The organism is Micromonospora sp. NPDC047527 (assembly GCF_040643015.1).
Classification (GTDB): domain Bacteria; phylum Actinomycetota; class Actinomycetes; order Mycobacteriales; family Micromonosporaceae; genus Micromonospora.
In genome coordinates this window covers 115,330-136,304 of record NZ_JBEYTK010000010.1, presented here as the reverse complement: position 1 = coordinate 136,304, position 20,975 = coordinate 115,330, and the positions used below count along the sequence as shown (strand labels likewise).

Sequence of the window (20,975 nt, the reverse complement as noted above, 5' to 3'; positions counted from 1 at the left end):
GCGGCGTCAGCCGAACCAGGTCATCGCCTGGCCGTGACCTCTCGTCCAGGCCAGCGGCGTGCCGTCCAGCGCGAGGACGTTGTGCAGCCCCTCCCCCGGCGGCGTCGGCAGTCCGTCGTACGGCAGCACCTCCGGCGCCTCGATGGAGACCCAGTGCCCGGACAGCTCGCGGACCAGCCGGACGAACGCCTCCCGGCGCGGCACGGGCACCTGGTAGAGCACGGAGGTGTGGAAGACCACCAGCGTCGCGTCGGCCGGCGCCCGCGCGGCCAGCGCCGGCAGGTCGTCCACCAGGTCACCACGGACCAGCAGCGGCGGGTCGGCCGCGGCGACCGCTGCGGCGGCCCGTAGCCGCGCCCGTCGGTGCTCGTGCTCTGGCCAGATCAGGGCGTCCAACCAGGACATGTCCGCCGGGTTGGTCACGTCGAGCGGGTTGAGGTCCAGGCCGGCCCGCCACACCACCTGGGGTACGCGTGTCGGCAGCGCCAACCCGCTGGCCGCGCACTCCAGGACCGGCTCGCCGGAGCCGACCTGATGGTCGCCGTAGCGGTACGCGTACCGGTCGGGGTAGAGGCAGAGCCCGGCGGACGCGCCGACCTCCAGCAGGGCAAGGGGCTGCGGCAGCGCGGCGAGCACCGGCAGCAGCACCGCGCAGCGGCCGGCCTCGTTCGTCTGGGTGGCCCGGACGCGCATCTGCGCCTCGATGACCGGCCAGTTCGCCACCGTGTAGTCGTGGAACGCCGCCGGGTCCTCGACCGGGCCGCCGAGCCACCGGACGACACCGAACAGCAGGTTCGGCTGCCGCTTGGCCGGAGGCAGCCGGTCGAGCAGCGCAAGCACCTCGCGGTCGCGGGACACCGCCTGGGACAGCCGCTCGTACGCGGGCGAAACTCCGCGTACCTCCCGGTTGGCGAACCGGGCGTACGCCTCAGCGGTCGTCATGCCCTGATCGTCGCAGCCTCCGCCGGCAATCGGTGCCCCTGTCAGCGTCGCTCGTCGGCGAAGGCCGCACGGGGGTCGAGGGCCTGACCTCGTGCGTACTCCTCGTCGAAGGTGGCGGTGCCGAGCGCCTCGATGGCGGCGGCGCGCGCCTTGGCGAGGTCGGCCGCGTCGTCCGGATCCGGCACCTGGCCGAGCGACGCGAACGCGGCATCCGCGACACCGATCATCCGCGCGGCACGAGCGTGATCACCTTCGGCGGTGGCGAGCGCGGTCTCCGCCACGCAGACGTACGGCACGAAGTCGGCCCAGCCGTTTCGGAACACCCGCTCGCGGCTCTCGGCGAACAGGTGCCGCGCCACGTCGATGTTGCCCAGGCCCAGCTCGCAGAACGCCAGGTTGTGATACTCGGAGTTGACCGTCATGGGCTGGTCGAGCGCCTCGTTGAGGGCGATGCTCTCCCGGTACAGGTCCCGGGCCCGGGCCAGGTCACCGGACATGCGCGCCACGCCGGCCAGGACGTGCCTCGGCCGTTCCTCAAGGCTCCGGTCGCCCGAGCGCAGCGCGACCTCAAGAGCCTCGCGGGCACGAGCCTCCCCGCCCGGCAGGTCGCCGCCACGGATGGCGACCCGGGCCAGGCTGTACCGCGCCTCCACCTCGCCCGCCAGGTCGCCGGCCGCCTGCGCCCGCGCGATCTCGGCCTCGCTCATCCGCACCACGGCGTCGGTCTCACCGCGCCGGAAGGCCGAGCGCACGTTCGTACTGAAATCCACCGGTTCTCCCCCCGCGTGTTCGGTCACCGTTACTCGAACACGGTCCAGGTCTCGACGAGGCGGAAGCCCATCGACTCGTACAGGGACCGACCCATCTCGCTGGGTTGCAGGTACGCGGCGTCCGCGCCGGCGGCGATCGCGTCGCGCAACACGGCCTCGGTGATGGCCCGACCAAGGCCACGGCCCCGGGCGGCCGGAGCGACGGCAACGTTGAACACGCCAACCACCCCGGCGGTCCGCACCCCGAGACCGGTGCCAGCGGGGTGACCCGACTCGTCCGCCAGGTAACCGGCGATGGCGTCGACGTCGAGCACCCCACCGCCCATCAGTGAGCCGAAGGCGCTTGCGGGAGCTTCGAACCCCTCGGCGAGAGTCGCCGTGTAGAGGTCGCTCTCGGCCGCACCGACCCGGCGTACCAGCTTTCGCTGCGCCTCGTCGGCCCGGAACACGATGTCGCCCGCGGCGCACGTCAGCATCGGCAGCTCACTGCGTTGCACCAGGCCGTGCCGGGCCGCCAGCTCGACGACATCGTCCCCCGCCTCGCCACGCACCACGATCGACCAGCGCGGGACCCGCCCGCTGACCTCCGCCGCCAGCTCGTCGAACGCCGCGAGGTCCGGCTCCAACGTCGTGTCGTAGATCGTGTTCAGCGTCGCGATGTCGGCGTATGCCAGGGCGGCGCGAGCTGTCCCCCGCTCGGCGTACCAGCCCTTCGGGGTGGCCTTGCAGAGGACTTCGAGGACCTCGAACTGCGCCGCAGCCACCCGGTCAGCAATCGTGTTCACGTCTGCATCTCTCATGTTTCTCGTGATCAGCAGCGACCGAGACTACCCCCACGGACGGTCAAGGAAGCAGAGCGAGAGCGGCTACGACACGATGGGCGGCGACCAGCGATCCGACAATGAACCCCGTTCCTCACACTTCGGCCCCCGTGCCCGTGCGCCGCCGTGCCCGCCTCGTAGAGTGCTGCGGCGCTCCGGACGGTGAGCGGCAGGGGCAACGGGGAGGAATGTGTCGTGCGGGGTCACGGTTTACGGGTACTGATCGTCGGCGGTGGAATCGCGGGGCTGGCGACCGTCGCGGCGTTGCGCGAGTGGGGCGCGACGGTCGACGTGGTGGAGCGGGCCGCTGGGCCGACCGACTCCGGCACCGGCATCTATCTCACCGGCAACGCGACCCGCATGCTCGGCGTACTCGGTCTGCGGGAGCCGGTCGCCGACATCGCCGTGGAGATCACCCGGCAGCGCAGCGCCAACCAGCGCGGGCGCGGCCTCTTCGACATCGACGTGGCCGCCCTGTGGCAGGGCGTCGGACCCTGCGTGTCGCTGCCCCGGGCGCAGTTGCACCGGGTGCTGCTCGACGGCGTCGGCGACACCCCGATCCGCTGGGGCCGCCAGCCGGTCACGCTCGTCGAGGAGGGCGAGCGGGTCGCCGTCGAGTTCGACGACAACAGCACCGAACGGTACGACCTGGTGATCGGCGCCGACGGCGTGAACTCGACCGTCCGGCGGCTCGCCTTCGACGGCCAGACGGCCCGCAACCTCGGCCAGTACGCGTACCGGTGGGTCGCGCCCCGGATCGACGACGAGCCGGTCTGGTCGGTGCAGTTGGGGCGCGGCAGGCAGTTCCTCACGATCCCGATCAGCGCCGAGCAGACGTACTGCTACTACAACGACGGCCCGGTGGCCGACCGCCCCGGCTGGCGCGACGAGGTGGCCGAGTCGTTCCCCGAGCCGGCCGCCACCATGCTCAAGGCACTCGACCACGACGACAGCACCCTGCACGCCGGGCCGAACCAGGAGGTCGTGCTCGATTCGTGGTCCCGAGGGCCGGTGCTGCTGATCGGTGACGCCGCCCACGCCACCTCACCGAACATGGCCCAGGGCGCGGCGATGGCCCTGGAGGACGCCGTCGTGCTCGCTTCGTCGTTGGCCACCGCCGATTCCGTCGCCGAGGCGGTGCGCGGATACGAGGTGCGGCGCCGCCCGCGTACCGGATGGGTGCTGTCCCAGACCCACCGCCGGGACAAGGCCACCGGGCTCCCGCCCGCGCTGCGCGACCTGGTGATGCGCCGCCTCGGCGAGCAGATGTTCCGGTCGAACTACGGCCCCCTGTTCGCCCAACCCTGAGCCGGCCGTGCCGTGTGATGATCAGGTGATGCGGGTAGCGATGGCGACCGATGCGGGACACCCTGGGCGTACCAATGAGGATTTCGCCGGCGCCGTCCCGTGCGGCATGGTCCTGGTCGACGGCGCGGGTGGCATCGCCAGCGCCGAGAAAGTCTGCCATCACGGTGTGGCCTGGTACGCCACCCGCCTCGGCGGTGCCCTCCTGGGCGCGCTGTCGGTGGATCGGAGCCTGCGCGACGTGTTGGCCGAGAGCATCGAGCGGATCACCGACGAGCATCGCGACACGTGCGACGTCGCCCACTCGATCAGCCCGTACGCCGCCGTGGCGATGCTCCGATTTTCCGGCGGGCTCGTCGAGCACCTGGTCCTCGGTGACGCGGTGGTGGTCCTCGGCCGGGCTGGGGGCGAGCCGTTCGTCGCCCACGATCCGCGCGAGGTGGTGATCGCCCGGTCCTTCGAGGCCCGGCTCAAGGGCATTCCCGAGGGCAGCGACGAGTACCGGCGGCTGCTGCTGGAGTTGCGGGCGCACCGGAACAGCCCGGGCGGCTTCTGGGTGGCCAAGGACGACCCGCGGGTGGTGGACGAGGCGATCACCGGCAGTTGCCCGGCGGACGAGGTGACCGTGGCGGCGCTGCTCAGCAACGGCGCGAGCCGACTGGTGGACACCTTCGGGCTCACCGACTGGGCGGGGCTGCTGCACCTGCTGGACACCGACGGACCCGGCGAGGTCATCCGCCGGGTCAGGGAGGCCGAGGTCCGCGACGGCGTCGCCACCGACGACGCGACGATCGTCTGCCTGGGGTCGTCGCGCACCGTTTAGCTTGCGAAAGTAGGTCAACGGCGGCCCGGACACCTACTTCTCATCAATTGATCTTGTTGACTTTCGTCGCCGGGATATCTCCTCCAGGTGCTGACGCTGGTGCTGCCGGACCATCTCGTCCCAGGCCTCCTGGTCATAGTCGGGGTCCGGCGGAATCCACCGGTGCGAGTTGTCGCTGTAGTGGAACCGCTCGTCACCCCGCCGGATCAGGCTCACCGGACCCAACCCAGGAAGCGGCGATGCAGCAGCCCGGCGGGCACCCACGTCAGGTCCTCGGCCGCCCAGACCAGGTAGGACCCCATGTAGAGGCCCAGCGACACCGGAGCGCCGTCGAACTCGGCGCGCAACTCGGTGCGCCGGGTCCGGCACGGCCAGGGCGCTGCGCAGCCCCCGCACGTCCACACCGGAAGAACCGGGCCGTGGGTGGTCACCGCAGGCCGTCCAGGAAACGCCGGGTGGCGACCCGGGCGTGCCAGCGGGTCGCCCATTCCGCCTGATAACAGGGGTACGGGGACAGCCGCGCCCACCACCAGCGACAACCGGCACAGAGCCCGTCGACGCCGGGCAGGTGAAGGGACAAGATCTGCCCGACCTGGTCCTCGGTCACTCCTGCTCCTCCCCTGGCCAGTGGCCTCGACGGATCGGGATGCGGTGCCGGGCACGACAGGGCAGGTCCGCGCCGCAGCGACAGATCCAACGCCACCGCCGCCACGACCAGACCGGCCGATGCCGCCGAGCCAGAGTCATCGCCACCGCCAGCAGGTAGTCGTCGTACGGCACACGCGATCCCATAAGGCTCCAAAGTTGGACTCCTATTTTGGAAGTACAACCAGGCTAGAAGTTGGACTCCTAATTTGGGAACCTCTTCGCGGCGTGTCGCGATGTCCGGCTACGACCGGGCCATAATCAGCCGGTGGTGAACCCGACGATCCAGCGACGGCGCCTCGGCCTTGCTCTCAAACGGGCTCGTGAAGGTGCAGGCAAGACGCAGGACGAGGCGGCTGCTGTCATCGACGCGGCAGCAAGCAAAATCAGCAGGGTCGAGCTTGGACAGTCCGGGATCAAGCTCACCGACCTGAACCTGCTGCTCAATCTCTACGGGATCCGGGGTGATGAAGCCGAGCCGCTACGCGACCTCGCACGCGCAGGGCGGCAGCGCGGTCGCTGGAGCACCTACCGCAACGCTGTGCCGGACTGGTTCCGCCAGTACCTGGACCTCGAAGGTGACGCGTCGGAGATTCGTTGGTACCAGCCGGAGGTCATCCCGGGCGTCCTTCAGATCGAGCCGTACATCCGTGCCATGAATGCGATCGCCTATCCACGGCCGCCCGCCGATGAGGTCGACCGGCAGGTTGCCATCCGCATGGAACGACAGTCGATCCTGCGGCAGGACGACGGACCTGACCTGAGCTTCATTCTCAGCGAGTCGGCGCTGCGGCGAAGCATCGGCGACGGGGCAACGATGCGCAGCCAACTTCTACACCTGGCTGAGGTCGGCAAACAGCCCAACGTCACGCTCCAGGTCTTCCCGTTCGACGCGCAGACCTACGAGACGGCCTCGTTCAGCTTCATCATCCTGCGTTTCGGTGACGACGCCGCATCGGACGTGATCTACGTCGAGACCTTCACCGACGCTGATTACCTTGACCGGCCCGACGCCGTACGGGCCTACACTCGACTGTGGGACCGACTCCGGGCAGCCGCTCTCGGGCCGGTAGAGTCGCGCAAGCTCATCCTGAGGATGGCGGACGACGTGGAGCGGCAACAGACCTGAGAGAGTGATCATGGAGACCTCGAATCGCCTGGTCTGGCGTAAGTCGAGCTACAGCGACAACAACGGCGGCGCTTGTGTCGAGGTTGCCGAACTAGATACGAGCATCGCGGTGCGCGACAGCAAGGACCCCAACGGGTCGACCCTTCGCTTCACGAGAGGCGCATGGACGGGGTTCGTACGTAGCATCCGGTAGCCCAAGACCCGAAGCTCAGAGGTTTGCCGTGGTCTGGCGGTGACGCAAGAGCCCGCACGACCAATTCCCCGCGCCGATCGTTTGCCTGCTCCGGTCCGTGTCCGTTCACCATCGTCACGAACCTCCTCGACCGGCTGCGGCGGCAATAGCCATCTCGGAAGAGCAGCTTCGCACCGGACCTCTCCAGAGGAAAGGGCCCGTAGGATCCGGTGCGCGCTCCAGGTGGCTACTCCGGCCGCGCCTGCCTTTGAGCGATGATCGAATCAGTTCGCACGCAGAATCGAGCGTCAATACCGAGCTAGATCGACGTAGCGTAGGAGGCAAGGCCGCCGCCGGCGGGTCCGAGGCTCCTTTTTGGCTGCCAGCGGAATCACCAGCATGACGGCAACGCGTAGCGAGACTGCGTGCGGGGCCAAAGTCACTGGACCGTACCTCTACCCTCGGATCGTGAACTCAGGGGACAGCAGGTGGAATATCAACCTCGACAACGAGGCCAACGATGCGGCCGTGCTCTTTTCCCATGGCCTAGCGATCACCGAGAACATCACCCGTGACTACACCGCCGCCGTCGCCGCTATGTCGCTGCTCGCCTTGGGCGCCGAGAAGCTGCTAAAGCTAACGGTCGGGCTCGCCCATCTCGATCGCGGAAATCCGTGGCCAAGGCAGGGATACATGAGGCGAGACATCGGCCACCGCGTGGCGACCGCCGACAAAACGGCTCGCGACCTGCTCGACCTGAACAGCGGAACTGCGCCAGGCGATGTACAAGAGAAAGCTGCTCGGGTTGACGGCGACAAGATTCTTGCAGTCGCGCTAGCTACACTTGAGCGCTTTGGTGACGCCGGCCGATTCTACTTCCTCGACTCTTTGGGCGAACAGCCGCAGATCGAGCGTGCACCGCATTTTCTGTGGCTGGATATGGTCAGCGAGATCATGACCGCAGAGCCGGGCCTGGTCGAAAAGATCAACACGGAGGAGGAGTTCCGGCAGGCGCGGGCCGGCATCAACCATGTGATTGTGGGCTCGTTAACGCGCTGGTGGGACTTCTATCGGTCGGTGTGGACTACCGGCGTAGTCGGGGAGCAAGCGAAGGTGTTCTCCTCGACAATCCGTCTGGCCAGCCGGTAGGCAGAGCGCCTCGCCTGTTCAGCCGGCGACGTTGCGGTAGAAAAGCACACCGGCATGCTCTTCTGCCTCTGACAGCGCCCGCTCGGCCCTGTCGGGTCGCTGCGGGCCAGCCCCGGAAAACCTCAGTCGTCCACAGGCTCGAAGCTGAGCACACACGTGCCGGGTTCCGAACCCGCAGGCCAACTCTTGACTGCGCGCCACTTTGTGCCCAGCCGGTCGTCACGGCACTCGATCTGAAGCCTCTGCAGGCCGAGAGGGAGGCGCGGGTTGTTCTGTCCCGATCCCTCCTCGGCGGATACACCGGCGAGGAGGAACCAGCCCGCGTCCCAGTTAACCTCACCTTGGACTGGAGGCGTCACGTGGGTAGGGGCGTGCGCCTGACCGTCGTCGTCCACCCATATCAGTTCGTATGCTGACTGGATCCCGGGCCAGAAGACCAGTGAGACGCGCAAAGGTGCCGGGGAGGAGGCAGGAACCGCCGGGTTTTTTGGATCGCGCGTTGTGAACTCGACACGAATCCTTCCAGGCTGGTAGTGGAGCTGCAGCGCTCTGCGCGACTCTGACGCGGCCTTTTGTGATGCCTTAGCTGACGCAAACGCCAGCAGCGCGGTCATGAGCGTGATGCCGGCTGCGGTGATGGCGATATCTTCGCTGGTGATGAGCTTCGGAAAGCGGTGCCGGAGGAACACCGCCGTCGCGACCCCGGCAGCCACTCCAAGACCTGCCACCCATGGCCAATGCCACCGGCTCGACGTTCGTGTCATCACCCTGATATTGCCATGGCGAGGTCCACACCCACACCTGTGACCCACCGGGGACCGAGGATCTGCTGGGCGACATCCGCCTCTGCCGTTCCTCGCGAGCCAGGGAGCTTATAAACGGCGCTGCCCCGACCGACGATGAAGGAGGCCGGGGCAGCGCTTATCGCGTACGTCAGCTGCAGCCGCTGGTGGAGCCGCAGCCCTCGCAGACGTAGCAGCTACCGGCGGGGCGCATCTTCGTACCGCAGGTGAAGCAGAGCGGTGCGTCGGCGGCCTTGCCGATGACGGCCTCCAGCAGTTCGGTGCTGGAACCCACGCTCGGAGCCGGCTTGGCGGCGGCAACCTCGGCCATCTCCTGGGCCGGCTGAGCGACGGCCTCCGGCTTGGCCGGAGCCGCCACCGGCGCGGACGACGCCATCGCGGTGAGCTCGGCGCCGGTGACCCCGGCGGCTTCCGCGTCGGCCTCGGCCCGCAGCTGGGCGGCCCGCTCGCTGGCGGTGAAGATGCCCAGCTCGGCGCGGCGCTCGTAGGGCAGGAAGTCCAGCGCCAGGCGACGGAAGATGTAGTCCATCACCGAGGCTGCCATCCGCACGTCCGGGTCGTCGGTCATGCCGGCCGGCTCGAAGCGCATGTTGGTGAACTTGCTGACGAACGTCTCCAGTGGCACGCCGTACTGAAGGCCGATGCTGATGGCCACCGAGAAGGCGTCCATCACGCCGGCCAGGGTCGAGCCCTGCTTGGACATCTTGAGGAAGACCTCACCGAGGCCGTCGTCCGGGTAGGACGACGCGGTGAGGTAGCCCTCGGCGCCACCGACGGAGAAGCTGACCGTCTCGGACGGGCGCTTCTTCGGCAGGCGCTTACGCACCGGCCGGTACTCGACGACCTTCTCGACCACCGGCGCGGCCGTGGCGGTCTCGACGGCGGCCAGCTCGGTGGCCTTGTTGGACTTCGCCACCGAGAGCGGCTGGCCGACCTTGCAGTTGTCCCGGTAGATCGCCAGCGCCTTGAGGCCGAGCTTCCAGCCCTCGAAGTAGATCTTCTCGACGTCCTCGACGGTGGCCGCCTCCGGCATGTTGACCGTCTTGGAGATGGCGCCGGAGACGAACGGCTGGATGGCCGCCATCATCCGCACGTGGCCCATCGGGGCGATCGTCCGCTCGCCCATGGCGCAGTCGAAGACCGCGTAGTGCTCCGGCTTGAGGCCGGGGGCGTCCACCACGTGGCCGTTGTCGGCGATGTGCTCGACGATCGCCTCGACCTGCTCCTCGGGGTAGCCGAGGCTGCGCAGGGCGCGCGGAACCGTCTGGTTGACGATCTGCATCGAGCCGCCGCCGACCAGCTTCTTGAACTTGACCAGCGCCAGGTCCGGCTCCACGCCGGTCGTGTCGCAGTCCATCATGAAGCCGATCGTGCCGGTCGGCGCGAGGACGCTCGCCTGCGCGTTACGCCAGCCGAACTTGTCACCGATCTTGTTGCCCTGGGTCCACTGCTTGGTCGCCTCGCGGACGATCGCGGTGGCCACCGGGCTGGTCGGCTTGATCTCGTCGTTGGCCGCGGCGTGCTTACGCATGACCCGCTTGTGCGGCTCCGCGTTGCGGGCATAGCCGTCGTACGCGCCGACGACGCCGGCCAGCTCGGCCGAGCGGCGGTAGGCGGTGCCGGTCATCAGCGACGTGATCGACGCGGCGACCGAGCGGCCCTGCTCCGAGTCGTACGGCAGGCCGGAGGCCATCAGCAGGGCGCCCAGGTTGGCGTAGCCGATGCCGAGCTGCCGGTAGGCGCGGGACGTCTCACCGATCTTCTCGGTCGGGAAGTCGGCGAAGCAGATCGAGATGTCCATCGCGGTGATGACGAACTCGACGGACTTGACGAACTTCTCCACGTCGAAGCCACCGTCGGCGCGGAGGAACTTCATCAGGTTGAGCGAGGCCAGGTTGCACGAGGAGTTGTCCAGGTGCAGGTACTCCGAGCACGGGTTCGACGCGGTGATCCGGCCGGTCTCCGGGCAGGTGTGCCAGTCGTTGATCGTGTCGTCGTACTGCAGGCCCGGGTCGGCGCACTCCCACGCGGCCTGAGAGATGGTGCGGAACAGCTTCTTGGCGTCGATGGTGTCGATCACCGAGCCGTCCAGTCGGCCGCGCAGGTCGAAGCCGCCGCCGTTCTGCACCGCCGTCATGAACTCGTCGGAGACCCGCACCGAGTTGTTGGCGTTCTGGTACTGCACGCTGACGATGTCGGAGCCGCCAAGGTCCATGTCGAAGCCGGCGTCCCGCAGCGCGCGGATCTTGTCCTCCTCGCGCGCCTTCGTGACCACGAACTCCTCGATGTCCGGGTGGTCCACGTCGAGGATGACCATCTTGGCCGCCCGCCGGGTCGCGCCGCCGGACTTGATGGTGCCGGCGGACGCGTCAGCGCCGCGCATGAAGCTGACCGGGCCGGAGGCGGTGCCACCGGAGGAGAGCAGCTCACGCGACGAGCGGATCCGCGACAGGTTGACGCCGGAGCCGGAGCCGCCCTTGAAGATCAGCCCCTCCTCCTTGTACCAGTCGAGGATCGAGTCCATCGAGTCGTCCACGGCGAGGATGAAGCAGGCGCTGACCTGCTGCGGCGACGGCGTGCCGACGTTGAACCAGACCGGCGAGTTGAAGCTGAACACCTGGTTCAGCAGCATCCAGGTCAGCTCGTGCGCGAAGATCTCGGCGTCCGCCGGGTTGGCGAAGTAGCCGTACTCCTCACCAGCGGTGCGGTAGGTGGTGACCACCCGGTCGATCAACTGCTTGAGCGACCACTCGCGCTCCGGGGTCCCCACCGCGCCCCGGAAGTACTTGGTGGTCACGATGTTCGCCGCGTTGACGCTCCACGACTCCGGGAACTCCACGCCACGCTGCTCGAAGTTGATCGAGCCGTCCCGCCAGTTGGTCATCACGACGTCGCGGCGCTCCCAGGCGACCTCGTCGTACGGGTGGACCCCCTCGGTCGTCCACACCCGCTCGATCTTCAGCCCCGCGCTCGCGCCGGCCTTGCTTCGTGACCTGCTTGTCGTCACACCATCCCCCGACATCTCATCCGCCCCCTCGTCCGCGCGGTCATCCCGCCGCACGTCTACCTGCAAAAACACAAACCTCAGTTGGTACGGCCGGTGGCCCCCGTCGCCCCGGCCTCCGCCGCGCCCGCACGCGCACGGGCGGCGGCACGCAATGTCTCGATTTCCTGCTCGAAGTCGGCCAGCGAGTCGAAGGACCGGTAGACGCTGGCGAACCGCAGGTACGCCACCTCGTCCAGGTCCCGCAACGGGCCCAGGATCGCCAGCCCCACGTCGTGGCTGGGGATCTCGGCCGCGCCCTTGGCCCGCACGGTCTCCTCGACCTTCTGGGCCAGCAGCGCGATCGAGTCCTCGTCGACCGGCCGGCCCTGGCACGCCTTGCGCACCCCGCCGATGATCTTCGTCCGGCTGAACGGCTCGGTCACCCCGCTGCGCTTGACGACCGCGAGGACCGCCTCCTCGACGGTGGTGAACCGCTTGCCGCACTCCGGGCAGGAGCGTCGCCGTCGGATCAACTGGCCGTCGTCGGCCTCCCGCGAGTCGACCACGCGGGAGTCGGCGTATCGGCAGTACGGACACCGCATCGCCAACCTCCTAATCATGATCAACCACGGGCGTACCGGGCACCTCCGGGCACGACTCGACACGACGGTGCCAGCTGAGCTGACGCCCGCCGTGGTCGGCGCTGCGGGAGTGCGGTCGGTAGTCGGACCCAACCTGTGGGCAACTTACGCCCATGTCACTACTACATCTAGGGGTTGACCGTATGTCGCTGACGAACCCGGGTCAAGTTGGCCGGCGTGTCCGGCGCGTCACGGACCATCCGGTCATCCGCGCCCACCACTCCCGCCGGAAGACCCAACGCCGAGGCCGCTGCCGGGTTACCGGTCAACAGTGTGGCGTCGCCCGCAAACGGGTCACCAATCGAACATCAGTGCTATCCGACGTACCATTTATCAGAACATCCGTACGACCGGAGTGGTTTTTCACCCCGACACGCCGGTGAGAGGTCGTACAGATGTTTGAAAATGACCGATCTCACCTATACGGTCAGGAACAGCCGGGCGCGTTGGATCTTCAGCACACCCGGCTCCGCAGCACCGTCAGCGCACCACCGCACGCACCACGAGCCGACGAGGCACCCCAGCGCCGACCAGGGAGGACGGACGTGACCGAGGACCGGGCCAGCCGGCCGAAGAGCCCGCAACAGATCACCGACGCGGGTCCGCCGGCCACCCGACGCCGCAGTGCCGCGCGCAGCCGGACGGGCCAGCCCGCCGTGCGCCCGGTCACCCCGGTGGTCAGCACCTTTCCCGACCCGGCGACGGTCGACCTGACCGCCCGCCAGCGCCGCATCCTGGAATTCATCCGCAACTGGGTGGAGCGCCACGGCTACCCGCCGAGCGTCCGAGAGATCGGCGAGGCGGTCGGCTTGGTGTCGCCGTCCAGCGTCGCCTACCAGCTCAAAGAGCTGGAGAAGAAGGGCTTCCTGCGCCGCGACCCCAACCGGCCGCGCGCCGTGGACGTCCGCGCCCCCAGCGAGGCCATCGACGACGAGCTGTCCCGCGCCCAGCGACCGACTCCGGCCTACGTGCCGATGCTCGGGCGGATCGCCGCCGGTGGGCCGATCCTCGCCGAGCAGGCCGTGGAGGACATCTTCCCTCTCCCCCGCGAGTTGGTGGGCGAGGGCGAGGTCTTCATGCTCCAGGTCAAGGGTGACTCGATGCTCGACGCGGCGATCTGCGACGGCGACTGGGTGGTGGTCCGGCAGCAGCCGACCGCCGACTCCGGCGAGATCGTGGCCGCCATGCTCGACGGCGAGGCGACCGTCAAGACCTACCGGCGACGCGACGGCCATGTCTGGCTGATGCCGCAGAACCCGGCCTTCGACCCGATCCCCGGTGACGACGCCACCATCATGGGCCGGGTCGTGGCGGTGCTGCGCCGGATCTGACCGGCCCGCGGGTGAGTGCCACCACGGCGCTCACCCGCGCGACCGATCGCGCGTTGCTCCCGGCTCTTGAAGCGTCAGTAGCGGTCGCCCCGGTGCGGGCCTCGACCGCCTCCCGGATACGGCCCGTACGGGTCGACAGGCGCGTCTTCGTCACGTCTGCGAGGGGACCGCTGACCCCGGTAGTCCGGGTCCTGCCCGCCGCGCCGGGGAGGCTCCGCCCGACCCCCGCCGGGCTGGCCACCTGCGCGACCGCCTCCAGGCTGACCGCCGGCCCGACCGCCTCCGGGCTGACCGCCGCCCCGACCTCCGCTGGGCTGGCCACCGCCGCCGCCGTAGACACCGCCGCCGGGCCGACCACCGCCACCACCCGGAGGGCGACCGCCCCCGCCTGCCGGTCGGCCACCGCCGCCAGCGCCCGGCGCACGACCGCCACCGTAGACACCGCCGCCACCGGCACCGGCGGCACCGCCCGGCAGGGGAGCACCGTAGCCGCCGCCGGCGTCGGCCGCCGCCGGACGGCCACCGCCGTACACCGCTCCGGCCGCCGGCGCCGGGCCACCACGGCCCGCGCCGGCCCCGTAGACCGCGCCGCCCGCCGGTGCGCCACCGCCGTAGACGCCGCCACGACGGTCGTCGGCTGCGCGACCATCGTCGCCCCGCCCTGGGGCCGGGTCGAGGGGATCGCCGTCCGGATCCGACCGTTCGGACCCCTCGCCCGGCGGCCGGCGGCGGGCCCGCACGATGCCGATGATGCCGGCGCCGACCAGCAGCAGGCCGACCAGGCCGACGGCGCCGACCAGGTAGGTGATCTCGTCGAAGCTCAGCCCGTCGAACCAGGACCGCGAGGCGGCCGGCTTGACGGCGGCATCGGCCGCCAACGGCACAGCCGTCGAGGTGGACGGCGTGTAGCTGAGGATGTCGACCGGGTCGTCCTCGCTGAACTGGCCGCCGTCGGAGACGGTGACGAAGCTCTTGCCGTCCGGGGTGTAGCTGATCGCCTCGCCGAACGGGTCGGCCAGCGGCGTCACCCGGGGCTTTCCGGTCGTGAGCGCGCCGACGATGTCACCGCTGGCCACGTCGTACTCGAAGGCATCCGCATAGGTACGCAGGACGACCCGCGCGCCGTCCGGGGAGCGGGCCGCACCGGTGATCGCGACCCGACCGAACGTGTTGAGCGGGTTGTCGGTCTCCGTCGCGGGCAGTGCGATGTCGCCGACCTTGCGCATCGGCACCGGGTCGGTGTCACCGGTCTTCAGGGCCGCCGCCGGGGTGTAGATCTCGGCCTTGCCGCTGGTCACCTTGGTGATGATCAACGGCTTGCCGTCGTCGCCGATGAGGAGCGCCTCGGCGTCGTGCGGCTTCCCCTCGGGGTACGAGAGCCGGTGCAACACGGGCTGCTTGGCGCCGGTTACCGGCATCGACCAGAGCGCCACGCGCTTGCGGCGTTCCTTGGCGGTAACGTTGTCACCGGTGTCAGCGATCCAGAGGGTCGCGCCGTTTGGGGAGAGCGCCAGGTCTTCGGTGTCGAAGGGGCCGGCTCCCGAATACTGGACCGGCTCCCTCGCGATCTTGCACTTGCTGTCCAGGAAGAAGACCCGTTTGCGCGCCGCGATCTCGGTGCTGTCGTTGATGACGATGTAGCCGGTCTTGGTCGCCACCAGACCCGACAACTCCCGCAGCCGCTCGTCGGTGACCGTGCACCGCTTCTTGCCGGGGGTGATAGCGGGCGGCTCGGACGGCCCGGGAGCGGGAGCGGCAACAGCCACTCCGGCAAGCGCCACGGTTGCCCCAAGCAGGCCGAGGGCAACCGTGACCGAGGAAACGACGCGGCGCATTCGGCCAGTGTCGCATGCCGCACGTTTCGGGTGGATGACGCCGGGACCAATCAGGACAGCTTGACGGCCGCCTGCCCCTGTCGCTCGACGTCGAACGGCGCCAGCTCTGCGGCGAGCGCCGCACTGACCCGGACATGCAGCAGCGTGCCCTCCGCCAGGTGCGAGGTGCTCAGCACCTCACCGCTGCGGTGCACCCGGGACACCAGGTCACCCCGGTCGTACGGCAGGACCGCCCGGACCTCCACCGCAGGCTGCGGCAGCCGCTCCTCGATGGCCTCGCGCAGACCGTCGATGCCCCGCCCGGAGTGCGCCGAGACGAAGATCGCGTCCGGCCAGAGCCGCTTGAGCCGCAGCAGCGTGTCCTCGTCGGCCGCGTCGGTCTTGTTGACCACCAGCAGCTCGGGGAGCCGGTCCGCGCCCACCTCGGCGAGCACCTCGTGGACCGCCCGGACCTGCTCCTCGGGATCCGGGTGGGTGCCGTCGACGACGTGCACCACCAGATCCGCCTCCGCGACCTCCTCCAGCGTCGAGCGGAACGCCTCGACGATCTGGTGCGGCAGGTGCCGTACGAAGCCGACGGTGTCGGAGAGGGTGTAGAGCCGCCCGTCGGAGGTGGTGGCCTTGCGGGTGGTCGGGTCCAGCGTGGCGAAGAGCGCGTTCTCCACCAGCACGCCCGCACCCGTGAGCCGGTTGAGCAGGCTGGACTTGCCGGCGTTGGTGTAGCCGGCGATGGCCACCGCGGGGATGGCGTTGCGGGAACGGCGGGAGCGCTTGGTCACGCGTACCGTCCGCATGCTCTTGATCTCGCGACGTAGCCGGGAGATGCGGTGGCGGATGCGTCGCCGGTCGGTCTCCAGCTTGGTCTCACCGGGACCACGCACACCCACACCGCCGCCAGCGCCGCCGCCGCGACCACTACCGCCGGTCTGCCGGGACAGCGTCTCACCCCAACCACGCAGCCGGGGCAGCAGGTATTGGAGCTGGGCCAGCTCGACCTGCGCCTTACCTTCCTTGCTCTTGGCGTGCTGGGCGAAGATGTCGAGGATCAGCGCCGTCCGGTCGACAACCTTGACCTTGGTGCGCTGCTCCAGGTTGCGCAGCTGTGACGGGGACAACTCACCGTCGCAGATGACCGTGTCGGCGCCGGTGGAGAGCACCACCGCGCCAAGATCTTCGACCTTGCCCCGGCCGATGTAAGTGGCCGGGTCGGGACGCGAGCGGCGCTGGATCAACCCTTCGAGCACCTGCGAGCCCGCCGTCTCGGCGAGCGCGGCCAGCTCGGTCAGGGAATTCTCCGCATCGGTGACCGTGCCCTCGGTCCAGACGCCCACCAGGACGACCCGCTCCAGCCGCAGCTGGCGGTATTCCACCTCGGTGACGTCGGTGAGCTCGGTTGACAGGCCCGGGACGCGTCGGAGGGACTGCCGCTCCGACAGCTCCATCTCGCCGGTGGTGACGTCGTCGAGCTCGTCCTCGACCCCGACGAAGCTCTCCTGGTCTCGCAAGCGGTTCTCCTGTCCGTTTTGATAAGTAGAACGTAATCCTGACATGAGACAACACGCGATGCACCTGCTATATGCCCGTGCCGAGGGTCGCCAAAAGTGGGGGCGAATGCCAGTCGGCCTCGTCAACCCGGTAGAAATGCGGGGCGGCGGCCGAACGGCCGCCCAGCCGTGACGGAGGGACCCCGTGGCCATCACCCGACTGCCGAGCGCCGGATTTTCGATCACCATCCGGATCGCAGTGACCGCAGACGCCTCCTCGATCGGCCGACTCACCACCTCTGTCGGCGAGGCCGGGGCGATCGTCACGGCGCTGGACGTGGTGGACTCGGACCCGACCCACGTGATCGTCGACCTGACCTGCGACACCGCCGACGCCAGCCACGCCGACCAGGTGGTCGAGGCGCTCACCGCGCTGGACGGCGTGGACGTCCGCAAGGTGTCGGACCGGACGTTCCTGCTGCACCTCGGCGGCAAGATCGAAGTTACCTCCAAGGTCGCGCTGCGCAACCGCGATGAGCTGTCCCGGGCGTACACCCCGGGGGTGGCCCGGGTCTGCATGGCGATCGCCGAGAACCCGGCGGACGCGCGCCGGCTGACGATCAAGCGCAACACCGTCGCGGTCGTCAGCGACGGCTCGGCCGTGCTCGGCCTCGGCAACCTGGGCCCCGCCGCGTCGCTGCCGGTGATGGAGGGAAAGGCCGCCCTCTTCAAGCGCTTCGGCGGCGTGGACGCCTGGCCGGTGGTGCTGGACACCCAGGACACCGACGAGATCGTGCAGATCGTCAAGGCGATCGCACCCGCGTACGGCGGGATCAACCTGGAGGACATCGCCGCGCCGCGCTGCTTCGAGATCGAGGCCCGGCTGCGGGAGGCGCTGGACATTCCGGTCTTCCACGACGACCAGCACGGCACCGCGATCTGCGTGCTGGCCGCGCTGACCAACGCCCTGCGGGTGGTGGGCAAGCAGCTCGCGGACGTCCGGGTGGTGGTCTCCGGAGCCGGCGCAGCCGGCACCGCGATCATGAAGCTGCTGCTGCGCCAGGGCGTCGGCGACATCATCGCGTACGACCGCGAGGGCGCCCTGCACCGCGGGCTGACCGGGCTCAACTCGGCCTGGCAGTGGCTGGCGGAGAACACCAACAAGGAGAACTACTCAGGCGACCTGCCCGGCGCGATCCGGGGCGCCGACGTGTTCATCGGGGTCAGCGCGCCGAACCTGCTCACCGGCGACGACATCGCCCAGATGGCCAAGGACGCGATCGTCTTCGCGCTGGCCAACCCGGACCCGGAGGTCGACCCCCGGGAGGCGCGCAAGCACGCCGCGGTGGTCGCCACCGGCCGCTCCGACCAGCCGAACCAGATCAACAACGTGCTCGCCTTCCCGGGGGTGTTCCGCGGCATGCTGGACGCGCACGCCGAGGAGTTCACCGAGGAGATGGCGCTCGCCGCCGCCCAGGCCATCGCCGACGTGGTCGGTGAGGAGAAGATCAACCCGACGGTGATCGTGCCGAGCGTCTTCGACTCGCGGGTCGCCCCGGCGGTCGCCGCGGCCGTACGCGCCGCCGCGAACAACCCCAGCCCGCTCCCGGCCGCCGACCCCGGCCCCGCCGACCTCCCCGAGATCGCCGCCAACGCCAGCGCGACTCCCTGAGCCGACGCGGCGGCCTCCCCGGGTGGTCGTCGCGAGCCCTTTGCTCTGCTTCAACCAGCGCAACGGCCGGTGTCCGACTATCGGACACCGGCCGTTGCGTCTGTTGAAGCAGAGCAAAGGGGGCACGGTGCCCCACCGCGCCCAGGCGGATCAGCGCCCGAACGCGGACCGGCCGGCCGCGCGGACCACGACCCGCCAGCGGCGTGCGGGGTCAGGCGGTGGTCGGGAGGGCGTCGAGGTCGACCTCGCCCGTGGCCACCAGCAGAGCCGGGCCGGCGAGCCAGCAGGAGTCGTCGGTGACGGTGACCGTGACCCGGCCCCCCGGGACGTCGACGGCGACCACTCCGGTGCCCCGGCCGGCGTCGCGCAGGGCCACGGCGGCCACCGCGCAGGCACCGGTGCCGCAGGACATCGTCTCGGCGCTGCCGCGCTCGTACACCCGCATGAGGGTGTGCTCGTCCACACCGTCGACCGGCTCGCCGGCCACGATGAACTCCACGTTCACCCCGGACGGGAAGACCGCCGGGTCGAACCCGGGCGCGGTCGTGAGGTCCAGCGCGCCCAACTCCAGGTCGGCCGGCAGGACGCAGACCAGGTGCGGGTTGCCGACATCCACGGCCGTGCCGGGCAGCGCCCGACCGCCGAGGGTGGCGGTGGAGTCGTCGTACAGCCGGGGGCGCCGCATCTCGACGGCGACGGTGTCCCCCTCGATCAGCGCACGCACCACCCCGGCCCGGGTGGCCACCGGCAGCGCCGCGCCCGTCGGAGTCACCAGCCCGTTGTCGACCAGGTAGCGGACGAAGACCCGCGAGCCGTTGCCGCACATCTCGGCGAACGAGCCGTCGGCGTTCCAGTAGTCCATGAACCACTCGGCCTCGCCGGCCTGCCCGGCGCCATCCGGATGCTTGGCCGCGCGGACCACCCGCAGCACCCCGTCCGCGCCGATGCCCCGTCGCCGGTCGCAGAGCGCCGCGACCAACTCCGGGGTCAGGTCGAGCTGACCGTCCGGGTCGGGAAGGAGGACGAAGTCGTTGCCGGTGCCGTGGCCCTTGGTGAACTCCACGCCCTCAATCATCGCGCAGCGGCGGGCACCACACGCAGGGCGGCCTCGATCAGGTCCGGCGCCGAGGAATCCAGCCACTGGATCCGCGGGTCGCGCCGGAACCAGGAGCGCTGACGGCGGACGAAGCGCCGGGTGGCGCGGACCGTCTCGTCGTGCGCCTGCGCCTCGGTCAGCTCACCGGCGAGCAGCCGCAGCACCTGCTGGTAGCCGAGCGCCCGGCTGGCCGTCCGCCCCTCGGCCAGCCCCCGACCCGCCAGCTCGCGGGTCTCGGCCACCAGGCCGTCGGCCCACATCCGGTCCACCCGCACCGCGATCCGCTCGTCCAGCAGGCCGGTGTCGAGGTCGACCCCGAGCTGCACCGACGGGTAGTACGGCGTCGGCACCGGCAGCGACGCCGTGAACGGCGCACCGGTCAACTCGATGACCTCCAGCGCCCGGACGATCCGGCGCCCGTTGCCGGGCAGGATGCTCTCGGCGGCAGCCGGGTCGGCGGCGCGCAGCCGCGCGTACAGGGGCGCCGGGCCGGCCTCGGCCAACTCCCGTTCCAGCCGCTCGCGCAGCACCGCGTCGGTGCCGGGGAACTCGAAACGCTCCAGCACCGCCCGCACGTACAGCCCTGACCCGCCGACCAGCAGCGGCACCCGCCCCCTGGACAGGATGTCGTCCACTGCCGCGCGGGCCAGCCGCTGATATTCCGCGACGCTGGCCGGCTCGGTGACCTCCCAGATGTCGAGCAGGTGATGCGGCACACCGTCCCGCTCGGCGGGGGTCAGCTTGGCGGTGCCGATGTCCATGCCCCGGTAGAGCTGCATCGAGTCGGCGTTGACCACCTCCCCGTTCAGGGCATGCGCCAGAGCGATGCTCAGCGCCGACTTGCCCGCCGCCGTCGGGCCGACCACCGCCACGACCGTGCCGGCCACGCCGCCGTTCACGCCCGATCCCAGGAGGCCACGAAGTAGGCCACACCGTAGGGGGCCGAGTCGTGCAGCAGCTCACCGCGCCACCCGCCGCCGGTCGCCCGGGCCGCACCCGCGAGCACCTGCCACGGTGCCCGGCCGGCGGCCTTCAGCTGCGCCGACAACCCCGGGTCGAGGTCGCGCAGACCGTCCAGGTCCGCCCCGGCCAGGGCCGCCGAGACCCGCATGTCGTACGCGAGGGCACGCGGATCGTCGTACCCCGGGGACTTCTCGCCCCGGCAGGCCGACCCGTCGCCGAGCACCAGCAGCGCGACCCGGTCACCGGCGGCGGCGACCTCCTCGGCGAGCGCGGTCAGCTCGGCCGGGCCGGCGTCGGCGGTCACCTGCACCGCGGTCACCGGCACGGCTGTCCCCGGCACTGCGGTCGCCGGCGCGGCGGACCCCGGCACCGCCGTCACCGGGGCACGCGCGGGGGACCCCGGCCCCG

20 protein-coding genes and 1 pseudogene are annotated in these 20,975 nt (G+C 70.1%); 7 read left to right on the top strand and 14 right to left on the bottom strand.

Annotated elements, in window-relative coordinates:
- Nucleotides 1-6: 6 nt before the first annotated feature.
- The 3 genes from ABZ808_RS28375 to ABZ808_RS28365 are packed head-to-tail and all read right to left on the bottom strand — an operon-like array spanning nucleotide 7 to nucleotide 2,497.
- A complete protein-coding gene (locus tag ABZ808_RS28375) occupies nucleotides 7-942 on the bottom strand; it encodes a DUF2332 domain-containing protein (protein ID WP_357012296.1) in 936 nt (311 codons plus the stop codon).
- Nucleotides 943-983: 41 nt separating this feature from the next.
- On the bottom strand, nucleotides 984-1,712 hold the full coding sequence (locus tag ABZ808_RS28370) for a tetratricopeptide repeat protein (protein WP_357012294.1): 729 nt from the start codon (nucleotides 1,710-1,712) through the stop codon (nucleotides 984-986).
- 29 nt (nucleotides 1,713-1,741) lie between these two features.
- Complete coding sequence (locus tag ABZ808_RS28365; RefSeq protein WP_357012292.1) at nucleotides 1,742-2,497, bottom strand: GNAT family N-acetyltransferase; 756 nt, start codon at nucleotides 2,495-2,497, stop codon at nucleotides 1,742-1,744.
- Nucleotides 2,498-2,728: 231 nt separating this feature from the next.
- Between ABZ808_RS28365 and ABZ808_RS28360 the strand changes: the two genes are divergently transcribed.
- Both ABZ808_RS28360 and ABZ808_RS28355 read left to right on the top strand, forming a co-directional pair.
- Nucleotides 2,729-3,841 (top strand): FAD-dependent monooxygenase, encoded by a 1,113-nt coding sequence (locus tag ABZ808_RS28360; RefSeq protein WP_357012290.1) that lies wholly within the window; start codon nucleotides 2,729-2,731, stop codon nucleotides 3,839-3,841.
- 28 nt (nucleotides 3,842-3,869) lie between these two features.
- Entirely contained in the window at nucleotides 3,870-4,661 is a 792-nt protein-coding gene (locus tag ABZ808_RS28355) for a hypothetical protein (protein WP_357012288.1), read from the top strand.
- A 33-nt stretch (nucleotides 4,662-4,694) separates the two neighbouring features.
- Here the strand turns inward: ABZ808_RS28355 and ABZ808_RS28350 are convergent, their stop codons facing one another.
- The 3 genes from ABZ808_RS28350 to ABZ808_RS28340 are packed head-to-tail and all read right to left on the bottom strand — an operon-like array spanning nucleotide 4,695 to nucleotide 5,268.
- Complete coding sequence (locus ABZ808_RS28350) at nucleotides 4,695-4,877, bottom strand: hypothetical protein (protein ID WP_357012286.1); 183 nt, start codon at nucleotides 4,875-4,877, stop codon at nucleotides 4,695-4,697.
- Nucleotides 4,874-5,092: a hypothetical protein gene (locus ABZ808_RS28345; protein WP_357012284.1), complete on the bottom strand. Its 219-nt coding sequence runs from the start codon at nucleotides 5,090-5,092 to the stop codon at nucleotides 4,874-4,876. The genes ABZ808_RS28350 and ABZ808_RS28345 overlap by 4 nt, the downstream gene beginning before the upstream one ends.
- Nucleotides 5,089-5,268 carry a hypothetical protein gene (locus ABZ808_RS28340; protein ID WP_357012282.1) on the bottom strand — a complete coding sequence of 60 codons (180 nt, stop codon included), beginning with the start codon at nucleotides 5,266-5,268 and terminating at the stop codon, nucleotides 5,089-5,091. The genes ABZ808_RS28345 and ABZ808_RS28340 overlap by 4 nt, the downstream gene beginning before the upstream one ends.
- 306 nt (nucleotides 5,269-5,574) lie before the next feature.
- Between ABZ808_RS28340 and ABZ808_RS28335 the strand changes: the two genes are divergently transcribed.
- The 3 genes from ABZ808_RS28335 to ABZ808_RS28325 all read left to right on the top strand — a co-directional run bounded on the left by ABZ808_RS28335 (nucleotide 5,575) and on the right by ABZ808_RS28325 (nucleotide 7,756).
- The gene (locus ABZ808_RS28335) at nucleotides 5,575-6,435 is read left to right on the top strand and encodes a DUF5753 domain-containing protein (RefSeq protein ID WP_357012279.1); all 861 of its coding nucleotides are present in this window, start codon (nucleotides 5,575-5,577) and stop codon (nucleotides 6,433-6,435) included.
- A gap of 10 nt (nucleotides 6,436-6,445) precedes the next feature.
- Nucleotides 6,446-6,628, top strand: a complete 183-nt coding sequence (locus ABZ808_RS28330) for a DUF397 domain-containing protein (protein WP_357012424.1) — start codon at nucleotides 6,446-6,448, stop codon at nucleotides 6,626-6,628.
- 447 nt (nucleotides 6,629-7,075) lie between these two features.
- Nucleotides 7,076-7,756: a hypothetical protein gene (locus ABZ808_RS28325; RefSeq protein WP_357012277.1), complete on the top strand. Its 681-nt coding sequence runs from the start codon at nucleotides 7,076-7,078 to the stop codon at nucleotides 7,754-7,756.
- Nucleotides 7,757-7,878: 122 nt separating this feature from the next.
- On the opposite strand, the gene ABZ808_RS28320 is transcribed toward ABZ808_RS28325, so the two are convergent.
- The 3 genes from ABZ808_RS28320 to nrdR all read right to left on the bottom strand — a co-directional run bounded on the left by ABZ808_RS28320 (nucleotide 7,879) and on the right by nrdR (nucleotide 12,147).
- Complete coding sequence (locus ABZ808_RS28320) at nucleotides 7,879-8,469, bottom strand: hypothetical protein (protein ID WP_357012275.1); 591 nt, start codon at nucleotides 8,467-8,469, stop codon at nucleotides 7,879-7,881.
- Nucleotides 8,470-8,689: 220 nt separating this feature from the next.
- Nucleotides 8,690-11,581: a vitamin B12-dependent ribonucleotide reductase gene (locus ABZ808_RS28315; RefSeq protein WP_357012272.1), complete on the bottom strand. Its 2,892-nt coding sequence runs from the start codon at nucleotides 11,579-11,581 to the stop codon at nucleotides 8,690-8,692.
- Nucleotides 11,582-11,643: 62 nt separating this feature from the next.
- Nucleotides 11,644-12,147 (bottom strand): transcriptional regulator NrdR, encoded by a 504-nt coding sequence (gene nrdR / locus ABZ808_RS28310; protein ID WP_357012270.1) that lies wholly within the window; start codon nucleotides 12,145-12,147, stop codon nucleotides 11,644-11,646.
- Between the two features lie 584 nt (nucleotides 12,148-12,731).
- On the opposite strand from nrdR, the gene lexA reads away from it, so the two are divergent.
- Entirely contained in the window at nucleotides 12,732-13,517 is a 786-nt protein-coding gene (lexA, locus tag ABZ808_RS28305; protein ID WP_357012268.1) for a transcriptional repressor LexA, read from the top strand.
- 74 nt (nucleotides 13,518-13,591) lie between these two features.
- Here lexA and ABZ808_RS28300 read toward each other — a convergent pair whose 3' ends face one another.
- Both ABZ808_RS28300 and hflX read right to left on the bottom strand, forming a co-directional pair.
- Complete coding sequence (locus tag ABZ808_RS28300) at nucleotides 13,592-15,352, bottom strand: hypothetical protein (protein ID WP_357012266.1); 1,761 nt, start codon at nucleotides 15,350-15,352, stop codon at nucleotides 13,592-13,594.
- 50 nt (nucleotides 15,353-15,402) lie between these two features.
- Nucleotides 15,403-16,857 carry a GTPase HflX gene (gene hflX, locus ABZ808_RS28295; protein ID WP_357012264.1) on the bottom strand — a complete coding sequence of 485 codons (1,455 nt, stop codon included), beginning with the start codon at nucleotides 16,855-16,857 and terminating at the stop codon, nucleotides 15,403-15,405.
- Nucleotides 16,858-17,041: 184 nt separating this feature from the next.
- Between hflX and ABZ808_RS28290 the strand changes: the two genes are divergently transcribed.
- Nucleotides 17,042-18,508: an NAD-dependent malic enzyme gene (locus ABZ808_RS28290; protein ID WP_357012260.1), complete on the top strand. Its 1,467-nt coding sequence runs from the start codon at nucleotides 17,042-17,044 to the stop codon at nucleotides 18,506-18,508.
- Between the two features lie 211 nt (nucleotides 18,509-18,719).
- On the opposite strand, the gene dapF is transcribed toward ABZ808_RS28290, so the two are convergent.
- The 3 genes and pseudogenes from dapF to ABZ808_RS28275 form a co-directional block, all read right to left on the bottom strand.
- Complete coding sequence (dapF, locus tag ABZ808_RS28285; RefSeq protein ID WP_357012258.1) at nucleotides 18,720-19,571, bottom strand: diaminopimelate epimerase; 852 nt, start codon at nucleotides 19,569-19,571, stop codon at nucleotides 18,720-18,722.
- An 8-nt stretch (nucleotides 19,572-19,579) separates the two neighbouring features.
- On the bottom strand, nucleotides 19,580-20,503 hold the full coding sequence (miaA, locus tag ABZ808_RS28280) for a tRNA (adenosine(37)-N6)-dimethylallyltransferase MiaA (RefSeq protein WP_357012255.1): 924 nt from the start codon (nucleotides 20,501-20,503) through the stop codon (nucleotides 19,580-19,582).
- A pseudogene (locus ABZ808_RS28275) lies at nucleotides 20,500-20,975 on the bottom strand (hypothetical protein); the annotation flags it as partial. The gene miaA and the pseudogene ABZ808_RS28275, both read right to left, overlap by 4 nt.